Source organism: Candidatus Benthicola sp., from assembly GCF_058719085.1.
Window position 1 is genome coordinate 1 of sequence record NZ_JBZQEK010000091.1, and the last position, 23313, is coordinate 23313.

At 68.1% G+C, this 23313-nt stretch carries 25 protein-coding genes and 1 pseudogene; 11 read left to right on the forward strand and 15 right to left on the reverse strand.

Annotation, left to right across the window (positions count from 1 at the left end; all coding sequences use genetic code 11):
* The 5 genes and pseudogenes from AC36XV_RS06955 to AC36XV_RS06975 form a co-directional block, all read left to right on the forward strand.
* Positions 1 to 198 (forward strand): annotated as a pseudogene (locus tag AC36XV_RS06955) (ABC transporter ATP-binding protein); the annotation flags it as partial.
* Between the two features lie 223 nt (positions 199 to 421).
* Positions 422 to 964, forward strand: a complete 543-nt coding sequence (locus tag AC36XV_RS06960; protein WP_492202955.1) for a CAP domain-containing protein — start codon at positions 422 to 424, stop codon at positions 962 to 964.
* Positions 965 to 1103: 139 nt separating this feature from the next.
* Positions 1104 to 1622: a TadE family protein gene (locus tag AC36XV_RS06965; RefSeq protein WP_492202956.1), complete on the forward strand. Its 519-nt coding sequence runs from the start codon at positions 1104 to 1106 to the stop codon at positions 1620 to 1622.
* Positions 1603 to 2127, forward strand: coding sequence for a TadE/TadG family type IV pilus assembly protein (locus AC36XV_RS06970; protein ID WP_492202957.1), 525 nt, complete (start codon positions 1603 to 1605; stop codon positions 2125 to 2127). Before AC36XV_RS06965 ends, AC36XV_RS06970 begins: the two co-directional genes overlap by 20 nt.
* A gap of 34 nt (positions 2128 to 2161) precedes the next feature.
* The gene (locus AC36XV_RS06975; protein ID WP_492202958.1) at positions 2162 to 3421 is read left to right on the forward strand and encodes a VWA domain-containing protein; all 1260 of its coding nucleotides are present in this window, start codon (positions 2162 to 2164) and stop codon (positions 3419 to 3421) included.
* A 66-nt stretch (positions 3422 to 3487) separates the two neighbouring features.
* Here the strand turns inward: AC36XV_RS06975 and tenA are convergent, their stop codons facing one another.
* The 7 genes from tenA to AC36XV_RS07010 are packed head-to-tail and all read right to left on the reverse strand — an operon-like array spanning position 3488 to position 9012.
* The gene (gene tenA / locus AC36XV_RS06980; RefSeq protein ID WP_492202959.1) at positions 3488 to 4165 is read right to left on the reverse strand and encodes a thiaminase II; all 678 of its coding nucleotides are present in this window, start codon (positions 4163 to 4165) and stop codon (positions 3488 to 3490) included.
* Between the two features lie 12 nt (positions 4166 to 4177).
* On the reverse strand, positions 4178 to 4870 hold the full coding sequence (locus AC36XV_RS06985) for a TenA family protein (protein WP_492202960.1): 693 nt from the start codon (positions 4868 to 4870) through the stop codon (positions 4178 to 4180).
* Positions 4867 to 5259 carry a DUF190 domain-containing protein gene (locus AC36XV_RS06990; RefSeq protein ID WP_492202961.1) on the reverse strand — a complete coding sequence of 131 codons (393 nt, stop codon included), beginning with the start codon at positions 5257 to 5259 and terminating at the stop codon, positions 4867 to 4869. Before AC36XV_RS06990 ends, AC36XV_RS06985 begins: the two co-directional genes overlap by 4 nt.
* The gene (gene crcB, locus AC36XV_RS06995) at positions 5256 to 5645 is read right to left on the reverse strand and encodes a fluoride efflux transporter CrcB (protein WP_492202962.1); all 390 of its coding nucleotides are present in this window, start codon (positions 5643 to 5645) and stop codon (positions 5256 to 5258) included. Before crcB ends, AC36XV_RS06990 begins: the two co-directional genes overlap by 4 nt.
* Positions 5646 to 5664: 19 nt before the next feature.
* Positions 5665 to 6408, reverse strand: a complete 744-nt coding sequence (locus AC36XV_RS07000; RefSeq protein ID WP_492202963.1) for a succinate dehydrogenase/fumarate reductase iron-sulfur subunit — start codon at positions 6406 to 6408, stop codon at positions 5665 to 5667.
* The gene (locus AC36XV_RS07005; RefSeq protein WP_492202964.1) at positions 6408 to 8321 is read right to left on the reverse strand and encodes a fumarate reductase/succinate dehydrogenase flavoprotein subunit; all 1914 of its coding nucleotides are present in this window, start codon (positions 8319 to 8321) and stop codon (positions 6408 to 6410) included. The genes AC36XV_RS07000 and AC36XV_RS07005 overlap by 1 nt, the downstream gene beginning before the upstream one ends.
* 13 nt (positions 8322 to 8334) lie before the next feature.
* Complete coding sequence (locus tag AC36XV_RS07010) at positions 8335 to 9012, reverse strand: succinate dehydrogenase cytochrome b subunit (RefSeq protein ID WP_492202965.1); 678 nt, start codon at positions 9010 to 9012, stop codon at positions 8335 to 8337.
* Positions 9013 to 9209: 197 nt separating this feature from the next.
* Between AC36XV_RS07010 and AC36XV_RS07015 the strand changes: the two genes are divergently transcribed.
* The gene (locus AC36XV_RS07015) at positions 9210 to 9737 is read left to right on the forward strand and encodes a DUF4136 domain-containing protein (protein ID WP_492202966.1); all 528 of its coding nucleotides are present in this window, start codon (positions 9210 to 9212) and stop codon (positions 9735 to 9737) included.
* Positions 9738 to 9749: 12 nt separating this feature from the next.
* On the opposite strand, the gene AC36XV_RS07020 is transcribed toward AC36XV_RS07015, so the two are convergent.
* On the reverse strand, positions 9750 to 10133 hold the full coding sequence (locus tag AC36XV_RS07020) for an HIT family protein (RefSeq protein WP_492202967.1): 384 nt from the start codon (positions 10131 to 10133) through the stop codon (positions 9750 to 9752).
* 113 nt (positions 10134 to 10246) lie between these two features.
* Here AC36XV_RS07020 and AC36XV_RS07025 point away from each other — a divergent pair, with 113 nt between their 5' ends.
* Positions 10247 to 11056, forward strand: a complete 810-nt coding sequence (locus tag AC36XV_RS07025) for a class I SAM-dependent methyltransferase (RefSeq protein WP_492202968.1) — start codon at positions 10247 to 10249, stop codon at positions 11054 to 11056.
* Positions 11053 to 11805 carry an LOG family protein gene (locus AC36XV_RS07030; RefSeq protein WP_492202969.1) on the forward strand — a complete coding sequence of 251 codons (753 nt, stop codon included), beginning with the start codon at positions 11053 to 11055 and terminating at the stop codon, positions 11803 to 11805. Before AC36XV_RS07025 ends, AC36XV_RS07030 begins: the two co-directional genes overlap by 4 nt.
* A gap of 25 nt (positions 11806 to 11830) precedes the next feature.
* Here AC36XV_RS07030 and AC36XV_RS07035 read toward each other — a convergent pair whose 3' ends face one another.
* Positions 11831 to 13237, reverse strand: a complete 1407-nt coding sequence (locus AC36XV_RS07035) for an MBL fold metallo-hydrolase (protein ID WP_492202970.1) — start codon at positions 13235 to 13237, stop codon at positions 11831 to 11833.
* A 134-nt stretch (positions 13238 to 13371) separates the two neighbouring features.
* Between AC36XV_RS07035 and AC36XV_RS07040 the strand changes: the two genes are divergently transcribed.
* The gene (locus tag AC36XV_RS07040) at positions 13372 to 14397 is read left to right on the forward strand and encodes a deoxyhypusine synthase family protein (protein WP_492202971.1); all 1026 of its coding nucleotides are present in this window, start codon (positions 13372 to 13374) and stop codon (positions 14395 to 14397) included.
* Between the two features lie 44 nt (positions 14398 to 14441).
* Here AC36XV_RS07040 and speB read toward each other — a convergent pair whose 3' ends face one another.
* Both speB and speA read right to left on the reverse strand, forming a co-directional pair.
* Positions 14442 to 15308 carry an agmatinase gene (gene speB / locus AC36XV_RS07045; protein ID WP_492202972.1) on the reverse strand — a complete coding sequence of 289 codons (867 nt, stop codon included), beginning with the start codon at positions 15306 to 15308 and terminating at the stop codon, positions 14442 to 14444.
* Positions 15305 to 17248 (reverse strand): biosynthetic arginine decarboxylase, encoded by a 1944-nt coding sequence (gene speA / locus AC36XV_RS07050; RefSeq protein ID WP_492202973.1) that lies wholly within the window; start codon positions 17246 to 17248, stop codon positions 15305 to 15307. The genes speB and speA overlap by 4 nt, the downstream gene beginning before the upstream one ends.
* 143 nt (positions 17249 to 17391) lie before the next feature.
* Here speA and AC36XV_RS07055 point away from each other — a divergent pair, with 143 nt between their 5' ends.
* The gene (locus AC36XV_RS07055) at positions 17392 to 18459 is read left to right on the forward strand and encodes a DUF4097 family beta strand repeat-containing protein (protein WP_492202974.1); all 1068 of its coding nucleotides are present in this window, start codon (positions 17392 to 17394) and stop codon (positions 18457 to 18459) included.
* Positions 18460 to 18538: 79 nt separating this feature from the next.
* Here AC36XV_RS07055 and AC36XV_RS07060 read toward each other — a convergent pair whose 3' ends face one another.
* The 3 genes from AC36XV_RS07060 to AC36XV_RS07070 form a co-directional block, all read right to left on the reverse strand.
* Positions 18539 to 19750: an RDD family protein gene (locus tag AC36XV_RS07060; protein ID WP_492202975.1), complete on the reverse strand. Its 1212-nt coding sequence runs from the start codon at positions 19748 to 19750 to the stop codon at positions 18539 to 18541.
* A gap of 113 nt (positions 19751 to 19863) precedes the next feature.
* Positions 19864 to 20820, reverse strand: a complete 957-nt coding sequence (locus tag AC36XV_RS07065) for a PDZ domain-containing protein (protein ID WP_492202976.1) — start codon at positions 20818 to 20820, stop codon at positions 19864 to 19866.
* 124 nt (positions 20821 to 20944) lie between these two features.
* The gene (locus AC36XV_RS07070) at positions 20945 to 21832 is read right to left on the reverse strand and encodes a diacylglycerol/lipid kinase family protein (protein ID WP_492202977.1); all 888 of its coding nucleotides are present in this window, start codon (positions 21830 to 21832) and stop codon (positions 20945 to 20947) included.
* Positions 21833 to 21861: 29 nt separating this feature from the next.
* Between AC36XV_RS07070 and AC36XV_RS07075 the strand changes: the two genes are divergently transcribed.
* On the forward strand, positions 21862 to 22632 hold the full coding sequence (locus tag AC36XV_RS07075; RefSeq protein WP_492202978.1) for an SIR2 family NAD-dependent protein deacylase: 771 nt from the start codon (positions 21862 to 21864) through the stop codon (positions 22630 to 22632).
* A 9-nt stretch (positions 22633 to 22641) separates the two neighbouring features.
* Here AC36XV_RS07075 and AC36XV_RS07080 read toward each other — a convergent pair whose 3' ends face one another.
* A complete protein-coding gene (locus AC36XV_RS07080; RefSeq protein ID WP_492202979.1) occupies positions 22642 to 23310 on the reverse strand; it encodes a phosphoribosylanthranilate isomerase in 669 nt (222 codons plus the stop codon).
* Positions 23311 to 23313 lie beyond the last annotated feature (3 nt).

A 23313-nucleotide genomic window follows, 5' to 3' on the forward strand; every position in this document is an offset into this window, starting at 1 on the left:
AACCTCGACTCCACGAACGGCGAGGCGGTCATGGATCTGTTGAAGGACCTGCACGCCGAGGGCTCGACCATCCTCATGGTCACCCATGACCCCCGGTACTCCGCCTACGCCGAGCGGACCATCCACCTGTTCGACGGCCGCGTCGTGGAGGAGGAACGGAGGGAGCCAACCCTTCGGGAACTCGCGGTGTCTCAGTGACTGAAGCGGCGGACTGAGTCGTCTTTCCGCCGGGGATGTCGGCGGGCGCGGGTGATCGGGTGTGGGGTGCGGATGCGGATCGAGTGGTCGTGACAGACCCCGCCCGTCGATTCCCTGGCGAAGGCCCCGGCCGGAAGGTCGGGGCCTTCGTGCGTTCGGGAGCCTGCCACCTGGAGCGGTCGGCCGGGTAGGTGACTCCAGAGCTCGTTCTGGAGGCGCCACCATGAAACCGCCCATCAGGAAACGCGGCAGGCCTGCCTTCCGCCCGGTGCCGGGCGCGACGGGGCGGTGTCTGCTCTCCCTGCTCCCGGTTCTCGGATTCCTCTCCGGGGCGTCCAGCGCGCGGGGCCAGGTCAGCAACCCGTCTCCGGCGGACTCCGGCGTGGTTCGGGTGCTGTCCGACCTCCACGCACGGATCAACCAACATCGCGCTTCTGCGGGCTGCCCTCCCTTGCAGTGGCACGAGGCGACCGCGCGGGTGGCGGAGGCGCACGCCATGGACATGGCTCGTCGCGATTACTTCGATCACCTGACGCCGGAGGGAATCGACCTCGCGCAGCGTCTCCTGAACGGAGGGGTCGCGTGGAGCGGATCGATCGCGGAGAACATCGCGCGGACGGTCCGGGGTCCCGAAACCGTCATCGACCTGTGGGTGAGCAGCCCCCCGCACCGGGCCAATCTGGATCACTGTGCGTTCACGCACCACGGCCTCGGGTGGTTCCGGGACCGCTGGACCCAGGTGCTGGTGGAGAACCCGATGGAGTGAGGCGCCGGCGCCGGTGTGGGAGGGGCGCCACACATCCGGTTGACATTTCCCGGTCGGCATTCTATTCTGCAGGCCCTTTTCGGGGTACACCGGGCCAGTCGCTCGGATCTGCAATAGGCGGGGCTATTGGAGGTCTACGATGGCGATGTGGAAAATCCCTCTCCGGGCGAGATCCGGGGCGGGCAGTTCGCTGACGCGCGTATGCGTCACCTGTATCGGCCGCGCAACGGGACGCCTGTTGCGCGGAAGCCACGGCTCGGGGCTGGTGGAATTCGCCCTGGTGCTGCCTCTTCTCCTTTCCCTCATCTTCGGGATCTTCGAGTTCGGTCGTCTGGGATTCTCTCACCTGACGGCCCGCCACGCGGTGGCCGAGGCCACCCGGTACGCGGTCACCGGGCGGCACATGACGGATCCCGATACCGGCGAGCCCATAGCCCGCGCCGAGTCGATCAAGAGAGTGGTCCGAGCTCATGTCGGCCCTCTGGCGATTGCGGACTCCATCGTCATCGACCCGCCCGACGGCGGCCGACCGGATGAGATCGTGACCGTCAGCGTGGCCTTCACGTACCACTATTTCCTCCCGGGATTGCAGGAAGTGCTTCCCCCGGTGGACTTCAACATTCGGACGGCGATGAAGAATGAACCGTTCATCGAGTAGACGATCGGGTCGTCCGGGCCTGGGCGACGCGCGCGGTCAGGCGGTGGCGGAGTTCGCGATGGTGCTGCCGCTCATGTTGTTCCTGTTTCTCGGCATGGTCGAGATCGGAAACGCCCTCGCCGTGTCCCACACGCTGTCGCGGATCAGTCGGGAGGGAGCCAACCTGGCTTCCCGTGGCACGAGCCTGGACACCGTGGTGACCCTGCTGGCCACCAACGGCGCTGATATCAAGCTCGCGCGGCGGGGAGGATCGGTCGTCAGCCGGGTCGCCATGCAGGAAGGTGGCCCGCGGATCCTCGCACAGGTGTCCTCACCCGGACTGGAGGACCGCAGCCGCATCGGCGCCGCCGGGGCTCAGGCCGCTTCCTTCGCCTCGTACGGTATCGAGGCCGGCAATACCGTGTACGTGGTCGAGATCTTTTATCACTACCGGCCGATCACCCCGTTCGCGCGCCTCTTCGAGAGCGCCCTTCCCGACCCCCTGTATGAGCGTGCGGTCTTCTAGGCTGCACGCCCGGACCGGTCCGAAAGGAGGCGCCATGCGAAAGTTCGCGTTCGATTCCGGGCCGCTCCGCGGCCTGCTTCTCCGGTTGCGCGATCGCCTGCGAGGCGAGTCGGGCTCGGTGATGATGATCGTGGCCGGCGGGATGGTGATCTTCCTCGGGGTCGCCGGCCTCGCGCTCGATGTCGGTCGCGCGTTCATCGTGCGCTCGGAGCTCTCCCGGGCGGTGGATGCCGGAGTGCTGGCGGGCGCCCGCGCGATCCGGTCGGGTGAATCGGCCGCCCGAGGGCAGGCCCTGGCCGTTGCGCGTGCCAACGGCGTCGAGGTCGACGACCCGAACGTGCGCGTGAGCGTCCTGTTCGGACGGACCCCGGAGGGTGACCACACCGTGACCGTGGCCGCCGCACGGCCGATGGGCACGTCTCTGATGCGTCTTCTCGGTCGGCGCTGGGTCGACGTCGGCACCTCGGCGACGGCGGTCGTTCCCCCGGTGGATCTCGTGTTCGTGATCGACCAGTCCGGGTCGCTCGCCACCGCCGGAGCGTGGGACGACCTGCAGGATGCGGCACGCCTGTTCGTGGACTACTTCAGCGACGACCTCGACCAGCTCGCCCTCGTGTCGTTCGGCACCCGCGGAGCGACGCGGCTTTCCCTGCAGTCACCGTTTCGCACGGCCGTGAAGAACCGGGTCGATGGGATGCGCTCCGTCGGCTGGACCAACACCGCCGAGGGTTTACAGCTCGCATACCGTCAGATCACGAGCGAGGCTGCGCGCGAGAGGGCCGTCAAGGTCGTCGTGTTCTTCACGGACGGTCGACCGACGGCCTTCCGTGGCACGATCGGAGGCCGGGAACGGATCCTCGCGGTGGCAGCGGCCGCGGAGGAATGGAACATGGTGCGCGGCTACTGGGACGACCCCGATGCCATCCCCATGGACCGCTGGCAGTGGCCGGCGGATGACGCGTGCCGCAACGTCGTGAACTGCAAGGAGTGGATCGAGGCCGGTCATCCGCCTCATGGCGTGGTGGGGCGGGCGATCGCGCAGAAGAAGGGGCTCGCGGCCGCCGACGCGATTCGATCCGAGGGAGCCTACGTCTACACGATCGGTCTCGGGAATCCTCTCGCGCCGGAGCTCGAGAGGCCGGACCTGGAGTATCTCTCGATCCTCGCAAACGAGAACGGCCGCGTCAGCAGCAAGCAACCGTCGGGACGCATGTACTACGCGCCGTCCGCCGAGGAGCTGCAGGCCGTGTTTCGGAGAGTCGCCGACGACCTGATCATCCGGCTGTCCCGCTGAGGGGGCGCCTCGCGGCGGGCAGGATGCGGCGACGCCGGACGTCGCCCCTGCCCGCCGTGTGCCCCCTCATGCCCCCCGGGGCGCCTCCCCCTCCCAGCACATGTCCCAGAATCGAAGCTCGTAGCGGCTCGAAACCACGAAGAGCTCCGTGAGCCGAGCGCGCCGCTCCCCTCGGGCCCCCTCCGCGAGCCGGTCCAGCTCGACACGCAGCCAATCGGAGGCCGCCCGGAACTCGTCCGAGGTGTACTGCGCCACCCAGTCCTCGTACCTCGGATCCGAGGGCCGGCCCCTCGCGGCCAGGGCGCTCGCGACATGCACGTAGCCCCAGGCGCAGGGCAGCAGCGCCGCCACCAGATCCGCGAGGTCGTCGGTCGCCGCCGTGCGAACGAGGAAGTCGGTGTAGGCGCGCGTGGTGGGCCACATCGGCTCGTCCTCGAGATCCGTGCGGGTGATGCCGAACCGTTCCGCGTATTCCCGGTGCAACTGCATTTCGGTATTCAGCGTGAGGTGGAGGGCCGCGGCGTACCAGCTCATCGAATCGAGGCGGTCGGCCCGGGCGGCCGCGAAGGCGAACACCCGGGAGAACTCCTTCAGATAGAGGTAGTCCTGGCGGACCCAGCGCTCGAAGACGGAGGGATCCAGGGTGCCGTCCCCGATTCCGCACACGAACGGGTGCCGCAGCTGCGCGTCCCAGAGGTCTCGGGCCGCCTCGTAGAGCGTCTCGGTGAAGCGTACGGTCGTCATGAACTCGGCGTCTCAGTTGGTGGAGGGGATGCCCGGCCAGGTTTCGCCGGTCATGGCCATCTCCCAGAACGCCACCTCGTACCGCACCGTGGTCTCGAAAGCCTCGACCATACGGTCCAGCCGCTCGGGACCCGCCTCCCGGGCCAGCTTGTCGAGTTCGGCCTGCAGGTAGTCGACGTACGCCCCGAAGGCCTCACCGGCCCAGTTCTCGACGAACGGCCACCACGGCGACCCGCGGTCGAGGCCTTCACGCACGACCCGCCACGAGTCGTGATATGCCTTCTCCGCCGCGTACAGCACCGTGTAGGCCTCCTCGTACGACGCGTTCTGCGCGGTGGCGATCAGGAACTGGATGTAGGCGTGCGTGGTGAAGGCAGGCTGACTGCCCTTGATCTCGACTCCGACCACCGCTGCCCGCTCTTCGAACAGCCGCAACTCCGCGATCAGCGCACCGATCGCCTGGGTCAGGGGCTCCCAGTGGGCCGCCGGGCCCCTCGGGATCAGGGCGGCGAGGAAGGGGATCGCCGCCTCTACGAACAGGTAGTCCTGTCGCATCCAGGCGGCAAAAGTATCGTGCGGGATCGTCCCATCCCGTGTGCGCATCAGAAAGGGGTGAGCGAGCATCCGTTCCCAGAGCGGCGCCAGCCGCTCGAGCTGGGTTTCGCTGAAACCCCCCGGATCCCGGACGAGGCCGGAATCACTCATGACTCACCCCCATCGCGTTCCGTGGCTTCCTTTCCGGCTTGGGCGGCCCGGTACAGCATGACCCGAACCTTCTCCATCGTCACCAGACCGCCGCCGATCATACCGTCCAGGACCGGAAGGACCTCGCGGATTCGCTCGTCTCGATCCACCACCTCCACGATGATCGGAAGGTCCATGGACAGCCTCAGCAGGCTCCCCGTGTGGATCCGCGCGCTGGCACCGAATCCGGCAATTCCCTGCACCACGGATGCTCCCGCGCAACCCTGCTCGCGCAGCGTGAGCAGAATCGCCTGGTAGAGCGGCTTGCCCCGATGAGGTCCCGACTCGCACCGGTCCGCCTCTCCGATGAAGATGCGCATCAGCGTGTGCTCGCCTTCGATCGCCCTCATGCTCCCCCTCCGGCACGGGTCCAGGCGGTGACCGCAGCCATCCCGACGATCAGCGCGACGAGGCCAAGGCACACGCTCGCAGTCACGTACAGACCTGCCCTGCCCCACTGGCCCTCCTGCAGGAGCGCGACCATCTCGTAGCTGAACGTGCTGAACGTGGTGAAGGCCCCGAGGAGCCCGATGGTGAGAAAGGGCCGCAGAGCGGGCGGTGAGGCCGATACCTGGAGCCAGCGCACCGCAGCGCCCAGCAGGAGGCAGCCGAGGACGTTCACGACCAGGGTGCCCCACGGAAAGGCCTCGCCAAGCCGGTCATACACCCAGCCGCTCAGACCGTAGCGGGCCAGGGCCCCGAGCGCACCGCCGAGCGCGACGACCGCCCAGGTCACGGCCCGTCGTCCGTCATGATCAGCTCGCCTTCAGCAGCGCCTTCATGTAATCCCGATTGAGCATCGCGATGACGTCGATCTTGATCTCTTTCGGACAGGCGTTCTCGCACGCCCCGTGATTCGTGCAGGTGCCGAACTGCTCCGCCTCCATGGTGAGGATCATGTTCAGGACCCGGTCCCAGCGCTCCGGCTGGCCCTGAGGCAGCAGGTTGAGATGGGCCGCCTTGGCCGAGGTGAACAGCATCGCAGACGCGTTCGGGCACGCGGCCACGCAGGCTCCGCACCCGATGCAGGCGGCTGCGTCCATCGACTTCTCGGCCTTCGCCTGCTCGACGGGGATGGCATTGGCATCGGGAGCGGAACCGGTCCGCACGGAGATGTAACCGCCAGCGGCCACGATCCGGTCGAAGGCCGAGCGGTCCACCATGAGGTCCTTCTGGACCGGGAACCCGTCCGCCCGCCAGGGCTCGATCCAGATCTCATCGCCGTCGCCGTACTCCCGCATGTGGAGCTGGCATACGGTCGTCCGTTTCCACGGGCCGTGCGGCCGCCCGTTGATGACCATGCCGCACGTGCCGCAGATCCCCTCCCGGCAGTCGCTGTCGAAGACGATCGGCTCCTCGCCCTTCGACTCGAGCCCCTCGTTGACCACGTCCAGCATCTCGAGGAACGACATGTGCTCGCTGGCGTCCGTTTCGTACGTGACGAACCGCCCCTTCACCGAGGGGCCGGCCTGCCGCCACACGTGAAGCTTGAGTCTCATTACTTGTAGCTCCTCTGCGTCGGAGGAACGTATTCGAACTCGAGCGGTTCCCGGTTCTCGCGAGGCGCCGCGTCGGGGCCGGCGTACTCCCACACGGTGACGTGCGTGAAGTTCTCGTCGTCCCGCTTGGCCTCGCCCTCCGGGGTCTGGTGCTCCTCGCGGAAGTGGCCTCCACAGGACTCCTCCCGCACGAGCGCGTCCAGACACATGACCTCGGCGAGCTCCAGGAAGTCGGCCACCCGTCCGGCCCTCTCCAGGGTCTGATTGATCGACTCGCCCTCTCCCACGCACCGGGCGTTCTCCCAGAACTCCTCCCTCAGCGCCGGGATCGTCTCGAGAGCTTCCTTGAGGTCCGTCGCGTTGCGAGCCATCCCGCACGCGTCCCACACGATGCGGCCGAGCTCCTTGTGGAAGCTGTTGATCGTCCGGTCGCCGTCCAGCGCGAGCAGCCGGGCGGTCCGCGCTTCGACATCCTCGAGCGTACCGCGCACCGCGGCGTGGTCCTCGGGCACCGGATCCAGCTTCGCCTGCGCGAGGTAGTCCGCGATCGTGTACGGCAGGACGAAGTATCCGTCCGCCACGCCCTGCATGAGAGCGCTGGCGCCGAGACGGTTCGCCCCGTGATCCGAGAAGTTGGCCTCTCCGATGGCGTACAGACCGGGGACCGTCGTCATCAGGTTGTAGTCCACCCACAGGCCACCCATCGTGTAGTGCGGCGCCGGATAGATCCGCATCGGGACCCGGTAGGGATCCTCGCCCGTGATCCGCTCGTACATCTCGAACAGGTTGCCGTATCGCGCTTCGATCACGTCGCGGCCGAGACGCTCGATCGCGTCTTCGAAGTCGAGGTACACCCCGAGCTTCGTGTCTCCGACCCCTCTTCCCTCGTCGCACATGTCCTTGGCCCGGCGCGAGGCGAGGTCCCGTGGAACGAGGTTCCCGAACGCCGGATACATCCGCTCGAGGTAGTAGTCCCGGTCTTCCTCGGGGATCTCTCCCGGCGGACGATCGTCGCCCGCGGTCTTCGGGACCCAGATCCGACCATCGTTGCGCAGGGACTCGCTCATCAGGGTGAGCTTGGACTGATAGTCCCCCGCCACCGGAATGCAGGTCGGGTGGATCTGTGTGAAACACGGGTTGGCGAAGCCGGCGCCCCGTCGGTAGGCCCTCCATGCGGCCGTGACGTTGCAGTACATCGCGTTCGTCGAGAGGTAGAAGACGTTGGAGTAGCCCCCCGTCCCGAGCGCCACCGCGTCCGCGAGGTGTGTCTCGATCTTCCCGGTCACCAGGTGCCGGGTCACGATGCCACGTGCCTGGCCGTCCACCACGATCACATCCAGCATCTCGTGCTGGCTGTACAGCTTCACCTGGCCACGGTGGACCTCCTTCATCAGCGCCTGGTAGGCGCCGAGGAGAAGCTGCTGGCCGGTCTGCCCGCGCGCGTAGAAGGTGCGGGACACCTGTGCCCCGCCGAAGGACCGGTTGGCGAGCAGGCCCCCGTACTCTCGCGCGAACGGGATGCCCTGGGCGACACACTGGTCGATGATCTCGTTCGACACCTCGGCCAGTCGGTATACGTTGGCCTCCCGCGCCCGGAAGTCCCCGCCCTTCACCGTGTCGTAGAACAGCCGGTAGATGCTGTCGCCGTCGCCCGGATAGTTCTTGGCGGCGTTGATGCCGCCCTGGGCCGCGATGCTGTGCGCCCGCCTCGGACTGTCGTGGTAGGTGAAGCAGCTCACGTGATAGCCGAGTTCGGCGAGGGTCGCGGAAGCGGAAGCTCCCGCGAGGCCGGAGCCGACCACGATCACGTGATATTTCCGCTTGTTCGCGGGATTCACGAGCTTCATGTCGAACTTGTGCTTCGTCCACTTCTGGTCGATCGGACCGGAGGGGACCTTCGAGCGCAGCTCCATGATTCCCTCCTTTCTACTGAAGGATCCCGGTGTAGACGGCCACCGGGAAGGACAGGTTGACGAGCACGACCACGAGAGCGACCCCGAGAGCCAGGGGCTCACGCCAACGGTTGATTCGGGGTCCGTCCAGACCCAGGGTCTGAAATGCGCTCCACGTCCCGTGGTACAGGTGCAGACCGAGGGCGAGCATCGCGAGGCTGTAGACCGCGACCACGGGGATCGACCGGAAGCCGGTCACGAAGTTGTGGTACGCATCGCCCGGAATGAAGTCCGGGTGGAGCGTGCCGGTGGTCAAATGCAGGATGTGGTAGACCACGAACAGGAGAAGGGCGACGCCTCCCCACCGCATGGTCCGGGAGGCATAGTGGAAGACCAGCTTGTCCTTCTTCCGATACTTTTCGCCCCTCGCCGCCCAGCTCTGGCGAGACGTCTGCCACGCGGCCACCGTGTGGACGAGCAGGAAGAGGATGAGGCCACCCCGGAATGCCCACAGGAACCACTCCCGGCCCAGGAACGGCTCGCCGAACTCCCGCAGCCCCTCCGCATAGTGGTTGAACGCCTCGGGCCCCAGATAGACCTTCAGGTTCCCGAACATGTGGACGATCACGAACAGAACAAAGATCGCACCCGACACGGCCATCGTGTACTTCTTGCCGACCGAGGTGCTGTACAGGGAGTAAACCCGTCTCATAGGCCACTCCTCAGGTCGAGGATCGGTGAGGATAACTCCGCATGATATCGATACGTGAACGGTGTCACAAGACGCCTGGAGTGGCGCTCCGCGGCGCCTCCGAAGGGTGCCGGACGGACGCCGCGACGGTGTTGTGACCGGCCCACCGGGGGCGTAGACTGTCCCACCTCGTGAAACCCGGATCAGGAGACGACGGAATGACGAAACGGCTCGCGGCCCCCATGCTGGCCCTGACGGTGATGGCGTGTTCGGGCATCTCCACCACGGCGGACTGGGACCAGTCGTACGACTTCAGCAGCATCTCCACGTACGCCTGGATGGACCAGGGCCTCGAAGGCGGGGTGAGCGAGATCATGCTCCGTCGAATGTACGCCGCCGTGGACGAGGACCTCGCGGCCAAGGGGTTCACGAAGGCGGACGCGTACTCGGCCGACGTGATGATGGCGTACCACGCCGGCACCCAGGATCGGCAGGAGTACCAGACCTACGGTTATGGCGCCGGGGGCTGGTGGGGCGGTTACTGGGGGGGTGGCATGACGACCACCTCGGTCCGGACGTACACCGAGGGCACGCTCATTCTCGACGTCATCGATCGGGAAGAGAACGAACTCGTGTGGCGCGGAAGCGCATCCGGGACGATCGATCAGATGGACTCGCCCGAGCAGCGGGTCTCCGCCATCCAGGAAGCCGTCTCCAAGATGCTCGAGAAGTTCCCGCCGAAGTGACGCGGGGCGGGATCAGAGCTCCCAGTAGCGAGCCTTGTGAGGCAGGATTCCGCGCAGACCCCCCGTCGGGTCAGCCACGTCGCCGAGGTGCCTGGGAATCACGTGAACGTGGGCGTGCTCGATGGTCTGCCCTGCCGCGATCCCATCGTTGATGCCGACCGTGAACCCGTCCGGACGCAAACGGTCCTGCAGATCATCCCGAACGGAACCGACGAGGTCCCACAGATCTTCCCACTCGTCACCGTCGAGCTCGAATACGCTCTGGACGTGGCGCCGCGGAAGGATCAGCGTGTGGCCCTCTGCGGCCGGATACATGTCGGGCGTGGCGATCGTGAGCTCCCGACCGATCCAGATCCGATCGTCCGGCGGGTCGCAGAACGGGCACTCGTCATTCACGTGCGCTCCTCGATGGGGTGTGCACTCAAAGGTACGGCGCCGACCCCGCGGGGGCACGCAACGATCCGGCCTCCGGAACGCACCGACCGGATGACGAGACCGACCGTGTCGCGATGACCGTCCCGCGACCTTCGCCCACCGCCCGGGCCCGGTGGGACCCGCACGCGAGGGCCCTGCTGGCGTTCGAGGGAGGAGACGAGAGCGCGTGCCTCACCGTGATCGACGATCTCGGGGACGTGGATTCGCTGCCCGCAGCGTGGTTCTTCCGATCCGGTGAGAGGATGCCGGCGCTGGAGCGGCTCGCCCTTTCCCTGTGCCGTGGGCGGGTGCTGGACCTCGGGGCTGGCGCCGGTTCCCACGCTCTCGCGCTGCAGGAGCGGGGCCTCGCCGTGACCGCCGTGGAGATCCTCCCGCAGCTCGTGGAGCTGTTGCGCCGCCGCGGCGTGGCGGACGCGAGACGGGGATCTCTGCTGGACCCGCCGTCCGGACGCTGGGACACGTTGCTGCTGCTCATGAACGGCTGGGGACTGGCGGAGACGCTCTCCGGCCTCGAGCGGTTCCTGTCCGGGGCGCAGCGCCTTCTGGCCCCCGGTGGACGGATCATCGCCGATTCCACGGACTTGCGGCCCTTCGCGGCGGACGCGGGAAGCGCCGAAGACGCCCTTCCGATCCGGGATGATGGACGCTACGTGGGCGAGGTGCAGTTTCAGCTGGAGTTCGACGGTCGCCGCGGGGACCCGTTCAGCTACCTGTACGTGGACCCGGACACGCTCGCCCGCACGGCCGCACCGGCCGGCTGGACCGTCGAGGTCGCGGGTCGCGGCCCGGGGGGAGCCTTCCTGTCCGTGCTCCGGCGCTCTGGAGAGTGCGCGGACGTCGACGTAGCTTCCGGACAGGGATCCAACGAAGGACCAGGGGAATGACCGAATCCGAGGAACGCTCGATCGAAAAGGGTCCGCAGGCCCTGCGCATCGCGACCCCGGCGCTCTCTCCCGAGGCGTCGCGCCAGATGTACAAGGCGATGGAGAAGTCGCTCCGCGAGCTGTGGGGGGTGGTGGACGGCCTGGCCGCGGTGATGCCGCCCCGGCCCACGTATTACAGGGTGACCATCTTCGGCTCTTCGCGGATGCACGCGGGCGACGAGCTCTACCTCGAGGTGCGACGTCTCGCCCAGGAGCTCGCGTCCATGGGATGCGACATCATCACCGGCGGCGGCCCGGGCCTCATGCAGGCGGCGAACGAGGGTGAACTGCTCGGCGACGTGGCCAACCGCACGTACTCGATCGGTCTCAACGTGGAACTGCCCCACGAGCAGGCCCCCAACCCGTTCGTCGAGAAGCTCTACCACCACGGGACCTTCTTCTCCCGCCTGCACCACTTCGTGCAGCTCTCCAGCGCCTTCGTGGTCATGAGGGGAGGAATCGGAACCACGCTGGAGGCCCTGATGGTCTGGCAGCTGTGCCAGGTGGGCCACCTGCAGCGACGTCCCCTGATCATGGTCGGGAGCATGTGGCGTGACCTGGTGGAGTGGGGCCGGCAGCACTGGCTGTCCGCCGAGGGCAACCTCGCGGACCCGGAGGACCTGGCGATCCCGCTGTGCGTCGATACGGTGGACGAGGCCGTCGCGCTCATCCGCCGGAACCTGGAGGAGTGGGCCTCGGACGGACCCTGAACGGCCGCCGGGTCGCGGGTCGGCCTCAGTCGAGGTCGAGAACGGTGCCGCGCTCGGGGACCTCCACCTCGGCGGTTCCCCTGGAGCGGAGCTCGTCCGCGAGCGCCAGCGCCGACGATTCCTCTCCGTGAACGAGGCAGTAGCGGGTCACCCGACCCCGGTCTCTCACCGCCTCCGCCCAGTCGATCAGTCCCGTGCGGTCCGCGTGCGCGCTGTAGGCATCCGCCCTCTCGATCCGGGCGCGAACCCGGGTAACCTCTCCCAGGATCCGCACCTCACGGTCTCCCTCCAGCAGCCTCCGCCCGAGGGTGTGCTGGGCCTGGTAGCCGACGAAGAGCACCGTGGTGCTTCTCTTGCCCGCGTGGTTCTGCAGGTGGTGGAGGATGCGGCCTCCTTCGCACATGCCCGAGGCGGCCACGATGATCGCCGGCTCCTTGCGCGTATTCAGAGACCGGGACTCGTCGGCGGAACGAACGTAGCGCAGGCGGCCGAAGCCCAGAGGGTCACCGTCGGAATCGCTCGACATCGTCTCCAGCATTTCCCGGTCGAAGCACTCCGGGTGCCGACCGTAGACCTCGGTCACGTCGATGGCCAGCGGGCTGTCCACGAACACGTCCATCGGGGGCAGCTCCCCGGCCTCCCAGAGCTGATTCAAGCGGTACACGATTTCTTGCGTCCGCCCGAGGGCGAACGAAGGGATGAGCAGCTTGCCTCCCTGCTCGAAGGCGCTCGCCGCGCACTCGCGCAGAGTCTCCCGGGCACGCGACGGGGGCTCGTGCTCGCGGTCCCCGTACGTGCTCTCCATGATGACCTGGTCGGCATCTCTGGGGATCTGGGGATCCCGCAGGATCGGCAGTCCCCGGCGACCGATGTCCCCGGAGAACACCAGTCGGCGCGTCCGGCTTCCCTCCGTGAGGTCCAGCACCACCGAAGCCGATCCGAGAATGTGGCCCGCGTCGATGAACGTCGCCCGGACCCCGGGAACGGGCTCGAAGACCCGTCCGTAGGAAACGGGACGGAACCGGGCCAGGGCCTTTCGGGCGTCTCCGATCAGGTAGAGCGGCTCGAAGGGCCTCTTCCCCTGCCTCTTACGACGTCGGTTCACGTAGCGGACATCCGACTTCTGGATGTGGGCCGAGTCGACCAGCATGTGGCGGGCGAGGTCCCGGGTCGCGTGCGTGGCGTAGATCTTCCCCCGGAAGCCGGCTCGGACCAGAGTCGGGAGATTGCCGCAGTGATCGATGTGCGCGTGGCTGAGGATCACCGCGTCGATCGACGAGGGTTCGAATGGGAAGTTCCGGTTCCTCTCGAAGGCGTGCTTGCGACGTCCCTGATACAGGCCGCAGTCGAGCAGCAGGCTCCGACCCCCCACCCGGAGCAGGTGCATCGATCCCGGCACCTCCCGGGCGGCCCCCCAGAACTGAAGTTCCATCCGTCCCCCGATCCTCGTTCCCAGGCTTTCGGCCGTCCGGTCGGCACGACCGATCCGTAACGATTGCAGGCCGGGGACCTCCCGGCTAGTGTCCGGCCACTACGATCCGTTCAACCTTCCGCCGGAATCGAGCCATGAACGTCCGCGCCTTCATCGAGAAGCACTACCGGCACTTCAACGCCCGCACGCTCGTGGATGCCACGGAGGCCTATCGGAGGCACCTGGAAGAGGGCGGCCACATGATGGTCACGCTGGCCGGAGCGATGAGCACGGCCGAGCTCGGACTGTCACTCGCGGAGCTGATCCGCCGCGGTTGGGTCCATGCGATCACCTGCACCGGGGCCAACCTGGAGGAGGACCTGTTCAACCTGGTGGCCCACGACCATTACGTGCGGGTCCCGAACTGGCGAAACCTCACGCCCGAGAAGGAGCGGGAGTTGCTCGACCGGGGACTCAACCGGGTCACCGACACCTGCATTCCGGAGGAGGAGGCGTTCCGGGTGCTCGAGGGCGAGGTCCTGCGGCTGTGGCGCGAGGCCGACGCCGCCGGCGAGCGCTGGTTCCCGCACGAGTACTTCTACCGGCTGATCCGGGAGGGAAGGCTCGAGTCGTCCTACCAGATCGACCCCGCCGATTCGTGGCTGGTGGCGGCCGCGGAGAAGGACCTGCCGGTGTTCGTCCCGGGGTGGGAGGACTCCACGCTCGGCAACATCGTGGTCGGTCGCGCCATCGACGGCCGGCTCTCGGGGACCCACATCGTGAAGACGGGTCTCGAGTACATGGCGGAGCTCGCCGAGTGGTACGTACGCACCACCATGGGTCGCTCGGTCGCCGAGCTCGAGGAAGCGGACGAGCCCCAGGTGCACCCGGACGAGGCCATCCGCACGGTGGGCTTCTTCCAGATCGGCGGCGGGATCGCGGGCGACTTCCCGATCTGCGTGGTACCGATGATCCACCAGGACCTCAGGCGGCCGTGCCCGTTCTGGGGATACTTCTGCCAGATCAGCGACTCCACGACGAGCTACGGAAGCTACTCGGGCGCCATTCCCTCCGAGAAGATCACCTGGGGCAAGCTGGACACCGACACGCCGATGTTCGTGATCGAGTCGGATGCCACCATCGTGGCACCGCTGATCTTCGCGGCGCTGCTCGACTGGTAGCCCCGGGCGGCGCCTGGAGCCGACCCGCCGGGACCGCTTCGCGTTCAGCGCGGCGGCGCCGCACCGAGCTCGGCGAGAAACCGGTACACGAGCTTCGCGGCCGTGAAGTCGCTCGCGTGCTGGCCTGAAACGGGCAGGAGCTCGACCACATCGAAGCCGACCACGGTGGCCGTGCGGGCGACGCGCCGCAGCAGACGGTTCACCGCATACCAGCCGAGGCCTCCCGGCTCCGGCGTCCCCGTCGCGGGCAGGATGGAAGGGTCGAAGGCATCGAGGTCGATGGTCACGTACACGTGCTCGGTGAGCAGCTCGGCGACGTCGTCCATCCACGAATCGTCGGCCGGCGGCGCGATCCGGTGGGCCCAGAAGACGCGTTCCGGCGCCAGACTTCGCATCTCTTCGGCGTCCACGGCTCGGATTCCGACCTGGATGATCGAGGCCCGTTCCCGGGCCCGCGCCATCACGCAGGCGTGGTTGTGCGTCGATCCCTCGTACGTCTCCCGCGTGTCCCCGTGCGCATCGATCTGAAGCACGGTGAGATCGTCGAACCGGTCGGCCGCCGCCTCGACGGCGCCGATCGTCACCGAGTGCTCCCCTCCCAGGACCACCGGACGCTCGCCGCCATCCAGGATCTCTCCCACCACTCTCCGCACCCGCGCCGACATCTCCACCGGATCCGCCGGGCACTCCAGAGGCGGCAGCGTGCGGATCCCATCCCGCCACGGTTCACGGCCCGTCTCGATGTCGTACAGCTCCACGGCCGCGGACGCTTCCAGGAGGGCCTTCGGACCCGCATCCGCCCCCTTGTGCCAGGTGCTCGTGCCGTCATAGGGAACGGGAAGAATCACGGCCCCCAGCTTCCCATCGGTGGCCTCCGGCGGAAGCCCGAGGAAGGTGAGCGGTCCATTCATCCGTCGTTCTCCAGGTAGGTGTAGCCCCCCAGCTCCGACTGGTAGAACTGCATCAGCTCCCGCGTCTCCGCGACGGTCATGCGTCCTTCGCGAACGGCGACTTCGCAGTCTCGGGCCAGGGCCGGCTGCAGGCGCTCGGCATCGTACTGCATGTAGCCCAGCACCTCCCTCGCGGTGTCTCCCTCCACGGACTCCTCGATCCACCACCCTCCCTCCTCGTGCAGCCGCACGTGCACCACGTGCGTGTCGCCGAACAGGTTGTGGAGGTCCCCGAGCGCCTCCTGATAGGCGCCGACCAGGAACACGGCGAGGTAGTAGTCGGAATCGGCTTCAAGCGGGTGCACATCGAGCGTCGAACGTCCATCCACGAACCGGGCGATCTGTCCGTCGGAATCGCAGGTCACGTCCGCCAGGACGGCGGAGCGCGTCGGTCGCTCATCGAGACGGTGAATCGGCATGATCGGGAACAGCTGCTCGATCGCCCAGGCGTCCGGCAGGGACTGGAAGACCGAGAAGTTGCAGAAATAGGTCTCACTGAGGATGTCCTCCAGCGGCTCCAGCTCCTCGGGGAATTCGTCCAGTTCCCGGGCCCGGTCCTGCACGCGGGCGCAGGTGCCCCAGAAGAGCTGCTCCGCCAGGCCCCGAAGCTCGAGGCTCAGGTATCCCAGAGTGAAGAGATTGAGCGCCTCCTCGCGGGCGCGGGTCGCATCGTGGTAGCATTCGACGAGCCGTCCCTCATCGACCGCCTCGTAGGCCGCGATCAGGTCGCGGATCGGCAGGGGCACTCCCTCGGCATCCTGAAGTTCCGAAGGTACCGGGAACGGGGTCGGATAGGTCGTCCGGGGACCGGCGGATCCCAGCACGTTGAACACGAGAACGCTCTGGTAGGCCGAGATGGCGCGTCCGGACTCGCTCACGATCGTCGGGTGCGGTACTTCCCGCTCGTCGCACACGCTGCCCAGGCGATAAACCACCTCGCGGGCGTACTCCTCGAGGGTATAGTTCATGGAGGAGTCGGAGCGAGTCCGGGATCCGTCGTAATCGACCCCCAGTCCTCCCCCGACGTCCACGAAGCGGATCGGCGCCCCGAGGCGGACGAGCTCGGCGTACACGTGACCCAGCTCGCCGATCGCGTCCTTGAGGCGGTCGATGTCGTGAATCTGACTCCCGGGGTGGCAATGAACGAGCTGCAGTGCGTCCAGCATGTCGTGCGCCGCCAGCAGATCGACCATCTCCAGGATCTCGCTCACGAACAGCCCGAACTTCGACTTCTCGCCGGCCGATCCTCTCCAGCGTCCGGCCCCCTGACTCGCCAGCTTCACCCGCACGCCGATCGCCGGTCGGACGGCGTGCTTCGCGGCGTACTTGAGAATCAGCCGCAGCTCACCGAAGTCTTCGACGATCGGGACGATCCGCCGGCCGAGCTTCGCCGCGAGGATGGCCGCCTCGATGTATCCGTCGTCCTTGAAGCCGTTGCACACGATGAGCCGCTCCGGGTGGCTTCCCGTCACGGCCATGACGGCGAGCAGCTCCGGCTTCGATCCGACTTCGAGCCCGAAGTCGTACTCGCTCCCGTAGCTGAACACCTCCTCCACGACCGGCCGCTGCTGGTTGACCTTGATCGGGTAGGCGGCGATGTAGGAACCCTGGTACTCGTTGTCCGCGATCGCTTCACTGAAGGCCTCACGCAGGGTCCTCAGCCGGTGCGCGAGGATGTCCGAGAACCGGATCAGCAGGGGCGGAGACAGACCGCGCTCTCCCAATCCCTCGACGACCTCGAGGAGATCGATCACCTCGCCGTCCCCGCCCGCCGGGCGGACGTGAAGCCGGCCGTCCCCGGACACCTCGAAGTAGCCCTGCCCCCAGTCCTCGATCCTGTACAGCTCCGCGCTGTGCGCGGCGGTCCATGGCCCGGGGGCGGCATCGATGGAGGAATTCATGGCACGACAAGATACGGGCGAGGAGGCCGGGTCGGGAAGCGCGACGTGAGGGCATCAACCATTCCCGGCCATTCGATATCTAATCAAGGTTGAGCGGATCCCGTTCACGGGCCTATTGGGACGAAACCACAGGAGGGTCAGAGATGCCGCACGGATCGTGGATACCATCATGGCTCAGCCACGGAACTGGCGTGGCCCTGGCCGCTCTGGCGGTCGTGGCGACGCCGCTTCGAGCCCAGCAGACGTACGAGTTGTCGGGAGACCCGGCCGCGGTGTGGAACCTGGCCGGTACCGTGACGGTGACCGGAGGCGGTTCCGCTCTCACCGTCGAGGTGCGGCGAGTCGGCTCGGATGCGGATCGCCTCGAGATCGCCACGGGCCCCATGGACCTCGAAGGCGTGGGCCGGGTGAACGGTCTGAGGGTCCTGTACCCGGAGGATCAGATCTCCTATTCGGGCGGCGGTGCCGAAGTGCGGGTGCAGGAGGACGGCACCTTCTTTCAGGGCCGCGATGGCGGGCGGCGGGTCCGGATCCGGGATTCGGGCGATGGAATCGACGCACACGCCGACCTGACGATTCGAGTCCCCGCCGGGCGCAGCTTCGCCATCTACCTGGGCGCGGGCCAGGTGACGGTGTCGAACGTGGACGGAGAGCTGGTCGTCGGCACGGCAGCCGCGGATATCCGGACCTCGACGACCTCCGGTTCGCTGGTACTGGACACGGGTTCCGGAGACATCGAAGTCGATGGGGCCCGCGGTGATCTCTCGGCGGACACCGGATCGGGAGATGTCCACCTCCGCAACGTGTCGGCCGGCGACGTGTGGATCGATACCGGCTCCGGCGACGTGGAAGGCGAATCCCTGACGGCGGGCGAGATCGGGGTGGACACGGGGTCGGGCGATGTGCGCCTGACCGCGCTGGAAGCCCGCGAGATCATGGTGGACACGGGGTCGGGCGAGGTCGAGCTCAGCTTCCGCGCAGACCCGGGGAATCTCTCCGTGGACACCGGCTCGGGAGACGTGACGCTGACGCTTCCGGCCGGCTGGGAGGGCGAGGTGGAGATGGACACGAGCTCCGGGGACCTCCACTCCGACTTCCGCATGACGGTCGAGGAGATGGACGAGGACTACGTTCGCGGCCGCATCGGCAGCGGCGGGGGATCCCTCAGCGTCGACACCGGATCGGGAGACATCCGACTCATCGAGGGCTAGCCGGGCTCGCGCGGTCCGGCTCCCCGGACCCCGGTCGCCACCCACCGCCATCGAGCGGGCCCCTCCGCCGCGCGCCGAGTCAGGTGCCGCGGATGGGCCCGCCCTTCCACGGCGTTTCTTCCAGCCCCCGTCGAACCGCACCGACGGCGAGCTGGGCGCGCGCCTCCTTCGTCTCGCGGATCACCACGGTCTCCGCCAGCTTGTCCTGAAGGCACTGCCGGTTCCGATCCCACAGGATGCGCAGGAATCCCTCCATCCCGGTGAACAGCGAGGCCGCGTACCCCCCGAATCGCTCGAACGCCACCCAGTAGCTCAGGGCGCCCCCATCCAGGCGGACCACCCGAATGCCGAGAAGCTGCTTGCCCGGCGTCTTGCCGTGCAGGAAAGCGGTGAGAAACGTGAAGTAGAGTCCCGACCAGCCGATGCCGAGACCAAGCTGATCGAGGAAGGCCAGGAGGGTCGCGACCGGCCCCCGGTTGCGCTCGGCTTCCAGCGCCTCCTGCGTCTCGTTCAACTCCGTTTCGAGACGATCCGACCGGGCTTCCAGGGTGCGCACACGGCGCTCCCGGGCCTCCCATTCCTCCTCGACGAGTCGACGTCCGAGCGCGGTCCCGGTTCGGGCCGCGGCCACCGTGTCGCCGTCCGCCCGCGCCGACTCGTACAGCGCCAGAAGCGAGTCCACGCCGAGGGTCTCGAGATCCCCTCCGTCCGCCGGCTCCCGAGCCCCCTCCGCCTCCCCCAGCGCTCGCTCGATGGCCCGGGCCGCGGCATCTTCTCCTTCGACCTCTCCCAGTGCCGCCCGAATCTCCGCCGGATCGACCCCCTGACTCTCGAGTCGGTCGACGATTCGGGAGGCCGCGGCCGATGCCTCCGCGGTGTCGTCGGCGCTCAGCAGCGCGGCCAGGTTCCCGAGGTCACCCAGCGTCACCTGCGCCCCTCCCTCCCCCTGCTCCCCGAGGGTCGCCACCGGGATGTCACGGAACACGGAACCCCAGATGGCAACTACCGCCACGAAGACGACCAGCGCCCCCGCACACCCCAGCGTCCCCCGGGCCATGGCCGAGCCCAGCCCCGCCTTCCTTCCGCGATACGCCAGCCAGAACAGGAAGGCACCCGCCGCGATGGCGAGGAACACACCCCTGGCGTTCGCCAGAATGGCGACCAGGAACAGGTCCACCAGCATCGCGGCCGCACGACGCCATGGGTGCGCGAGTGGCAGACCCAGCAAATTGTCGGAGACCGAGAAGGCGTCCGGCGTGACGATCTGGCGAGGATCCGTTTCCCTGGGCATGGGCCAAGGTTACTGCACGTCCGATCGGTCGACAATCGGGCCCTCGGCCGTGGAAAACGCGACGGACGACTGAAGATCAGGGGGCGGCACCGCGCCGCCCCCTGGCTCCGTGCTCAGATCGCGAGCACCCGGGAGCGCGAGATCGGGTTCAGCCGCACCGGCACGGGTTCGAAGCCCACCGACGGCGGGCCGAAGAAGAAGCTTCCCTGTTCTCCGTCGGCCGGCTCCCACCGATACTCGGCCTTCGGAAGTTCCACCGTGAGCGTACGTTCCTTCCGGTCACGCAGGACCCGAATGGTGACCGGGCCCGCGTCCGCACCCCAGACGAGCCGGGTCACATCTCCCGGGTCCTCCACGGACTCCCCGTCGACCGCGAGAATCACGTCGCCGGCCTTGAAGCCGCCGGACGCGGCCGGGGAGTCCTCCCGCACCGTCGTGACGAGCACCCCGCTGCGATCACCCAGCCCGAAGTACTCGGCCAGCTGAGGCTCGAGGCTCTGAATTCCGACGCCGAGGCGACCGCCCCGCATCGACATGAACCCGCGTGGCATCCGCTCCAACCGGACTTCCATGTCACCCAGCTTCTCCCGAAGCACCCGGGCCGCATCCTCGTTCCACCCCGATCGGAGCGTCAGAGCACGGCCCAGGCCCTCTCGTTCGCCGAGCTCGACTTCGAGCGATCGCGTGGATCCGTCCCGAAGGATCTCCAGCGTGGCCGACCGGCCGGCCGGCGTCTCCGCGAGGATCCGGCGGAGCTGCGCCTGGCTCTCCAGACGGTCCCCGTTCCATTTCAGGATCACGTCGTTCTCTTCCAGACCCGCTTCGCGGGCGGGCCCCTCGTCCGCCACCCCGGTCACCAGGACGCCCCGCTCCTCACGGAGCCCCAGCCGATCGACGTCCTCCGCCGACACATCCGAGATGTATACGCCGAGGTAGCTGCCCTGCCCGAGGGCCATGACCTGCACCCGGGCGCCCCGGCCATCCGCCTCCTGGGCGCTCACCGTCCCGACCAGCGTCAGCGCGGCCAGCAGGGCGATCCCACCGGCCCGGCCCATTCCCATCCGTTTCATCGTCCCCACGCTCCTCGTTGCTCGTTCCTGACTGCCGTCCCCGACGGGGACCGGGACGGGCCTGCCGTCCACCCGACCCTCGTTCACAGGATTGGACAGGTGACGACGAGCGCACCGTTGCCCGTCAGGCCACGGCCACGCGAAGGGCGGCCGGGAGCAGGTGGAATTCGGCCGGTCCGGTCTTCCAGGTGTCTCCGTCCAGGTTGATCCACATCGGACGTTCCGAATCGATCCGTACGGACCGCGCCCGGCAGTTGAATACCGCCGGGTGGCGGAGGTGTCGACCGGCCAGCACGCGGGGAACGAGGGCGGCCAGCGAAAGGGCCGGTACCGCACGGATGACGACGACGTCGAGGGCGCCATCGCCGGGGTCGGCGCCGGGGGCGAGAGGCACGCGGCCGCCCGCGCAGGGTCCGTTCGCCACCACGAGCATGTGCGCATCGATCTCGAGCCGCCGTCCGTCGACGTCGAGCACCGTCGGATACGGACCCAGGTCGCGCAGCTGGGAGACGGCCCCGAGCGGGTAGGCGATCCGCGGAACGCGACGCCGCAGCCAGGGACTCATGGACCCGGCGATGCGACCGCAGAAGCCGGCGACCGCGGCGTTCGTGCTCCATCGAGCCTCTTCCCCTCCGTCCGGGTCGCTCGCCCGGATCAGGTCGAGGGCTCGGGTCCGCTCCCCGCAGGCGATCGACACGGCGCGTTCGAAGTCGGCGGGAAGACCGAGTCCGTGCGCCAGGTCGTTCCCCGTGCCCGCCGGTACGATGCCCAGTACCGGGCCGGCACCCCCGCGAACCAGACCTTCCGCGACCTCCCGGACCGTACCGTCGCCGCCGACCGCGACGACCCGTTCGTAGCCCGACCGGGCGGCCTCCTCCGCGAGGCCCACGGCCGCGCCGGGCCTCGAGGACTCGGCATAGTCGGCAGTGATCCGGTCCTCGAGGCGCCTGCGCAGCCGGGTGGTTCCGGTTCTCCCTCCCGCGGACGGGTTCAGGATGACGAGAGATCGCATGACCCGGTACGTTGTGGGGGGAAGGAGGATTGCACCCGCGAGCGGAGGACGGGGAGAGCATGGAGCCCGACGGGCGCGAGTTGGAGGCAGCGGCGAGGCTGCTCGCCGGCGCGGCCCGGGTCGCCGTGCTCACGGGCGCCGGCATCTCGGCCGAGAGTGGAGTACCGACCTTCCGCGGGGCCGGAGGCTTCTGGCAGGGCCGCTCGGCCATGGACCTGGCGACGCCGCGAGCGTTCGCCCGTGATCCGGCCACCGTGTGGGAGTTCTATCGGTTCCGCATCCACGGACTCGAGGGAGTGGAGCCGAACCCCGGCCACCGCGCGCTGGCCGATCTCGAGCGGCGTTGCGATCGGGTCTGGCTGATCACCCAGAACGTCGACGGCCTTCATCGGGCCGCCGGCAGTCGGAACGTCGTCGAGCTTCACGGCTCCCTGGCCCGGATCCGGTGCACCCGATGCGAATACCGGTGCGCGGCCCGGGACCTGCCCGGCGGGTCCGTGCCGGAGTGCCCGGCCTGCGGCTCTCCTCTTCGGCCGGCCGTGGTGTGGTTCGGCGAGATGTTGCCCGGCCCGGAAGTGGCTCGGGCGGAAGAGGCGATCCACGAGTGCGACCTCATGCTCGTCGTCGGCACGTCGGGCGCGGTGGAGCCCGCGGCCTCCTTCGCCCGCAGGGCCGCTGCGGGCGGCGCCGCCGTCCTGGAGGTGAACGTCGAGCCCACGCCCCTGAGCGCGGTGGCCGACGTCACGCTGCTCGGACCGGCCGGCGCGCTGCTTCCGCGCCTGCTCGCCGCGAGCGAGTGACCCGAACGCTCAAGGCAGGATACGGCGCACCGCCTCGAAGAAGGAGACCACCTTCCGTCGATCCAGCGCGTCGTCGGTCCGCACTCCGGTACACACATCGACACCGTATGGACGCACGGTGCGGGCCGCGTACTCGACGTTGTCGGGAGTCAGCCCTCCGGCAAGAAGCACGGGACAGTCCACGCTCCCCACGATCTCCCGGCTGATCTCCCAGTCGTGCGTCTGTCCCGCCTGCGACTCCCAGCGGTACGGCACCTCCGGGTTCGACGAGTCGAGGACCAGGGCATCGGCCAGCCGGGCCGCCTGCCGGGCCTGTGGAATGGCCGAGCGATCGAGAACGTGAATGGCCTGAACGATCGAGACCCCGGGCAGGGCCTTTCGCAGGCGCGGATAGTCGGACGGGTCGAGGGCGTCCCACAGCTGCAGCGTGTTCACGCCGCAGGCACGGGCCTTCTCGACGAGAGGGTCCACCTCGGTCACGGCGGTCAGCAGAAAGGTCCCTGTCGTGCGCGGAACGGCCTCCACGATCTCGCGGATCGCCGGCTCCGGGAGCTCGCCCGGGCCCACGGGCATTTCGGACACCATCCCCACGGCGGCGGCGCCGTACGAGACCGCCAGCTGCGCCTCTTCCGGCGAGCGGATGCAGCAGATCTTCACCTGGATGGGTGAGATGACCATCGC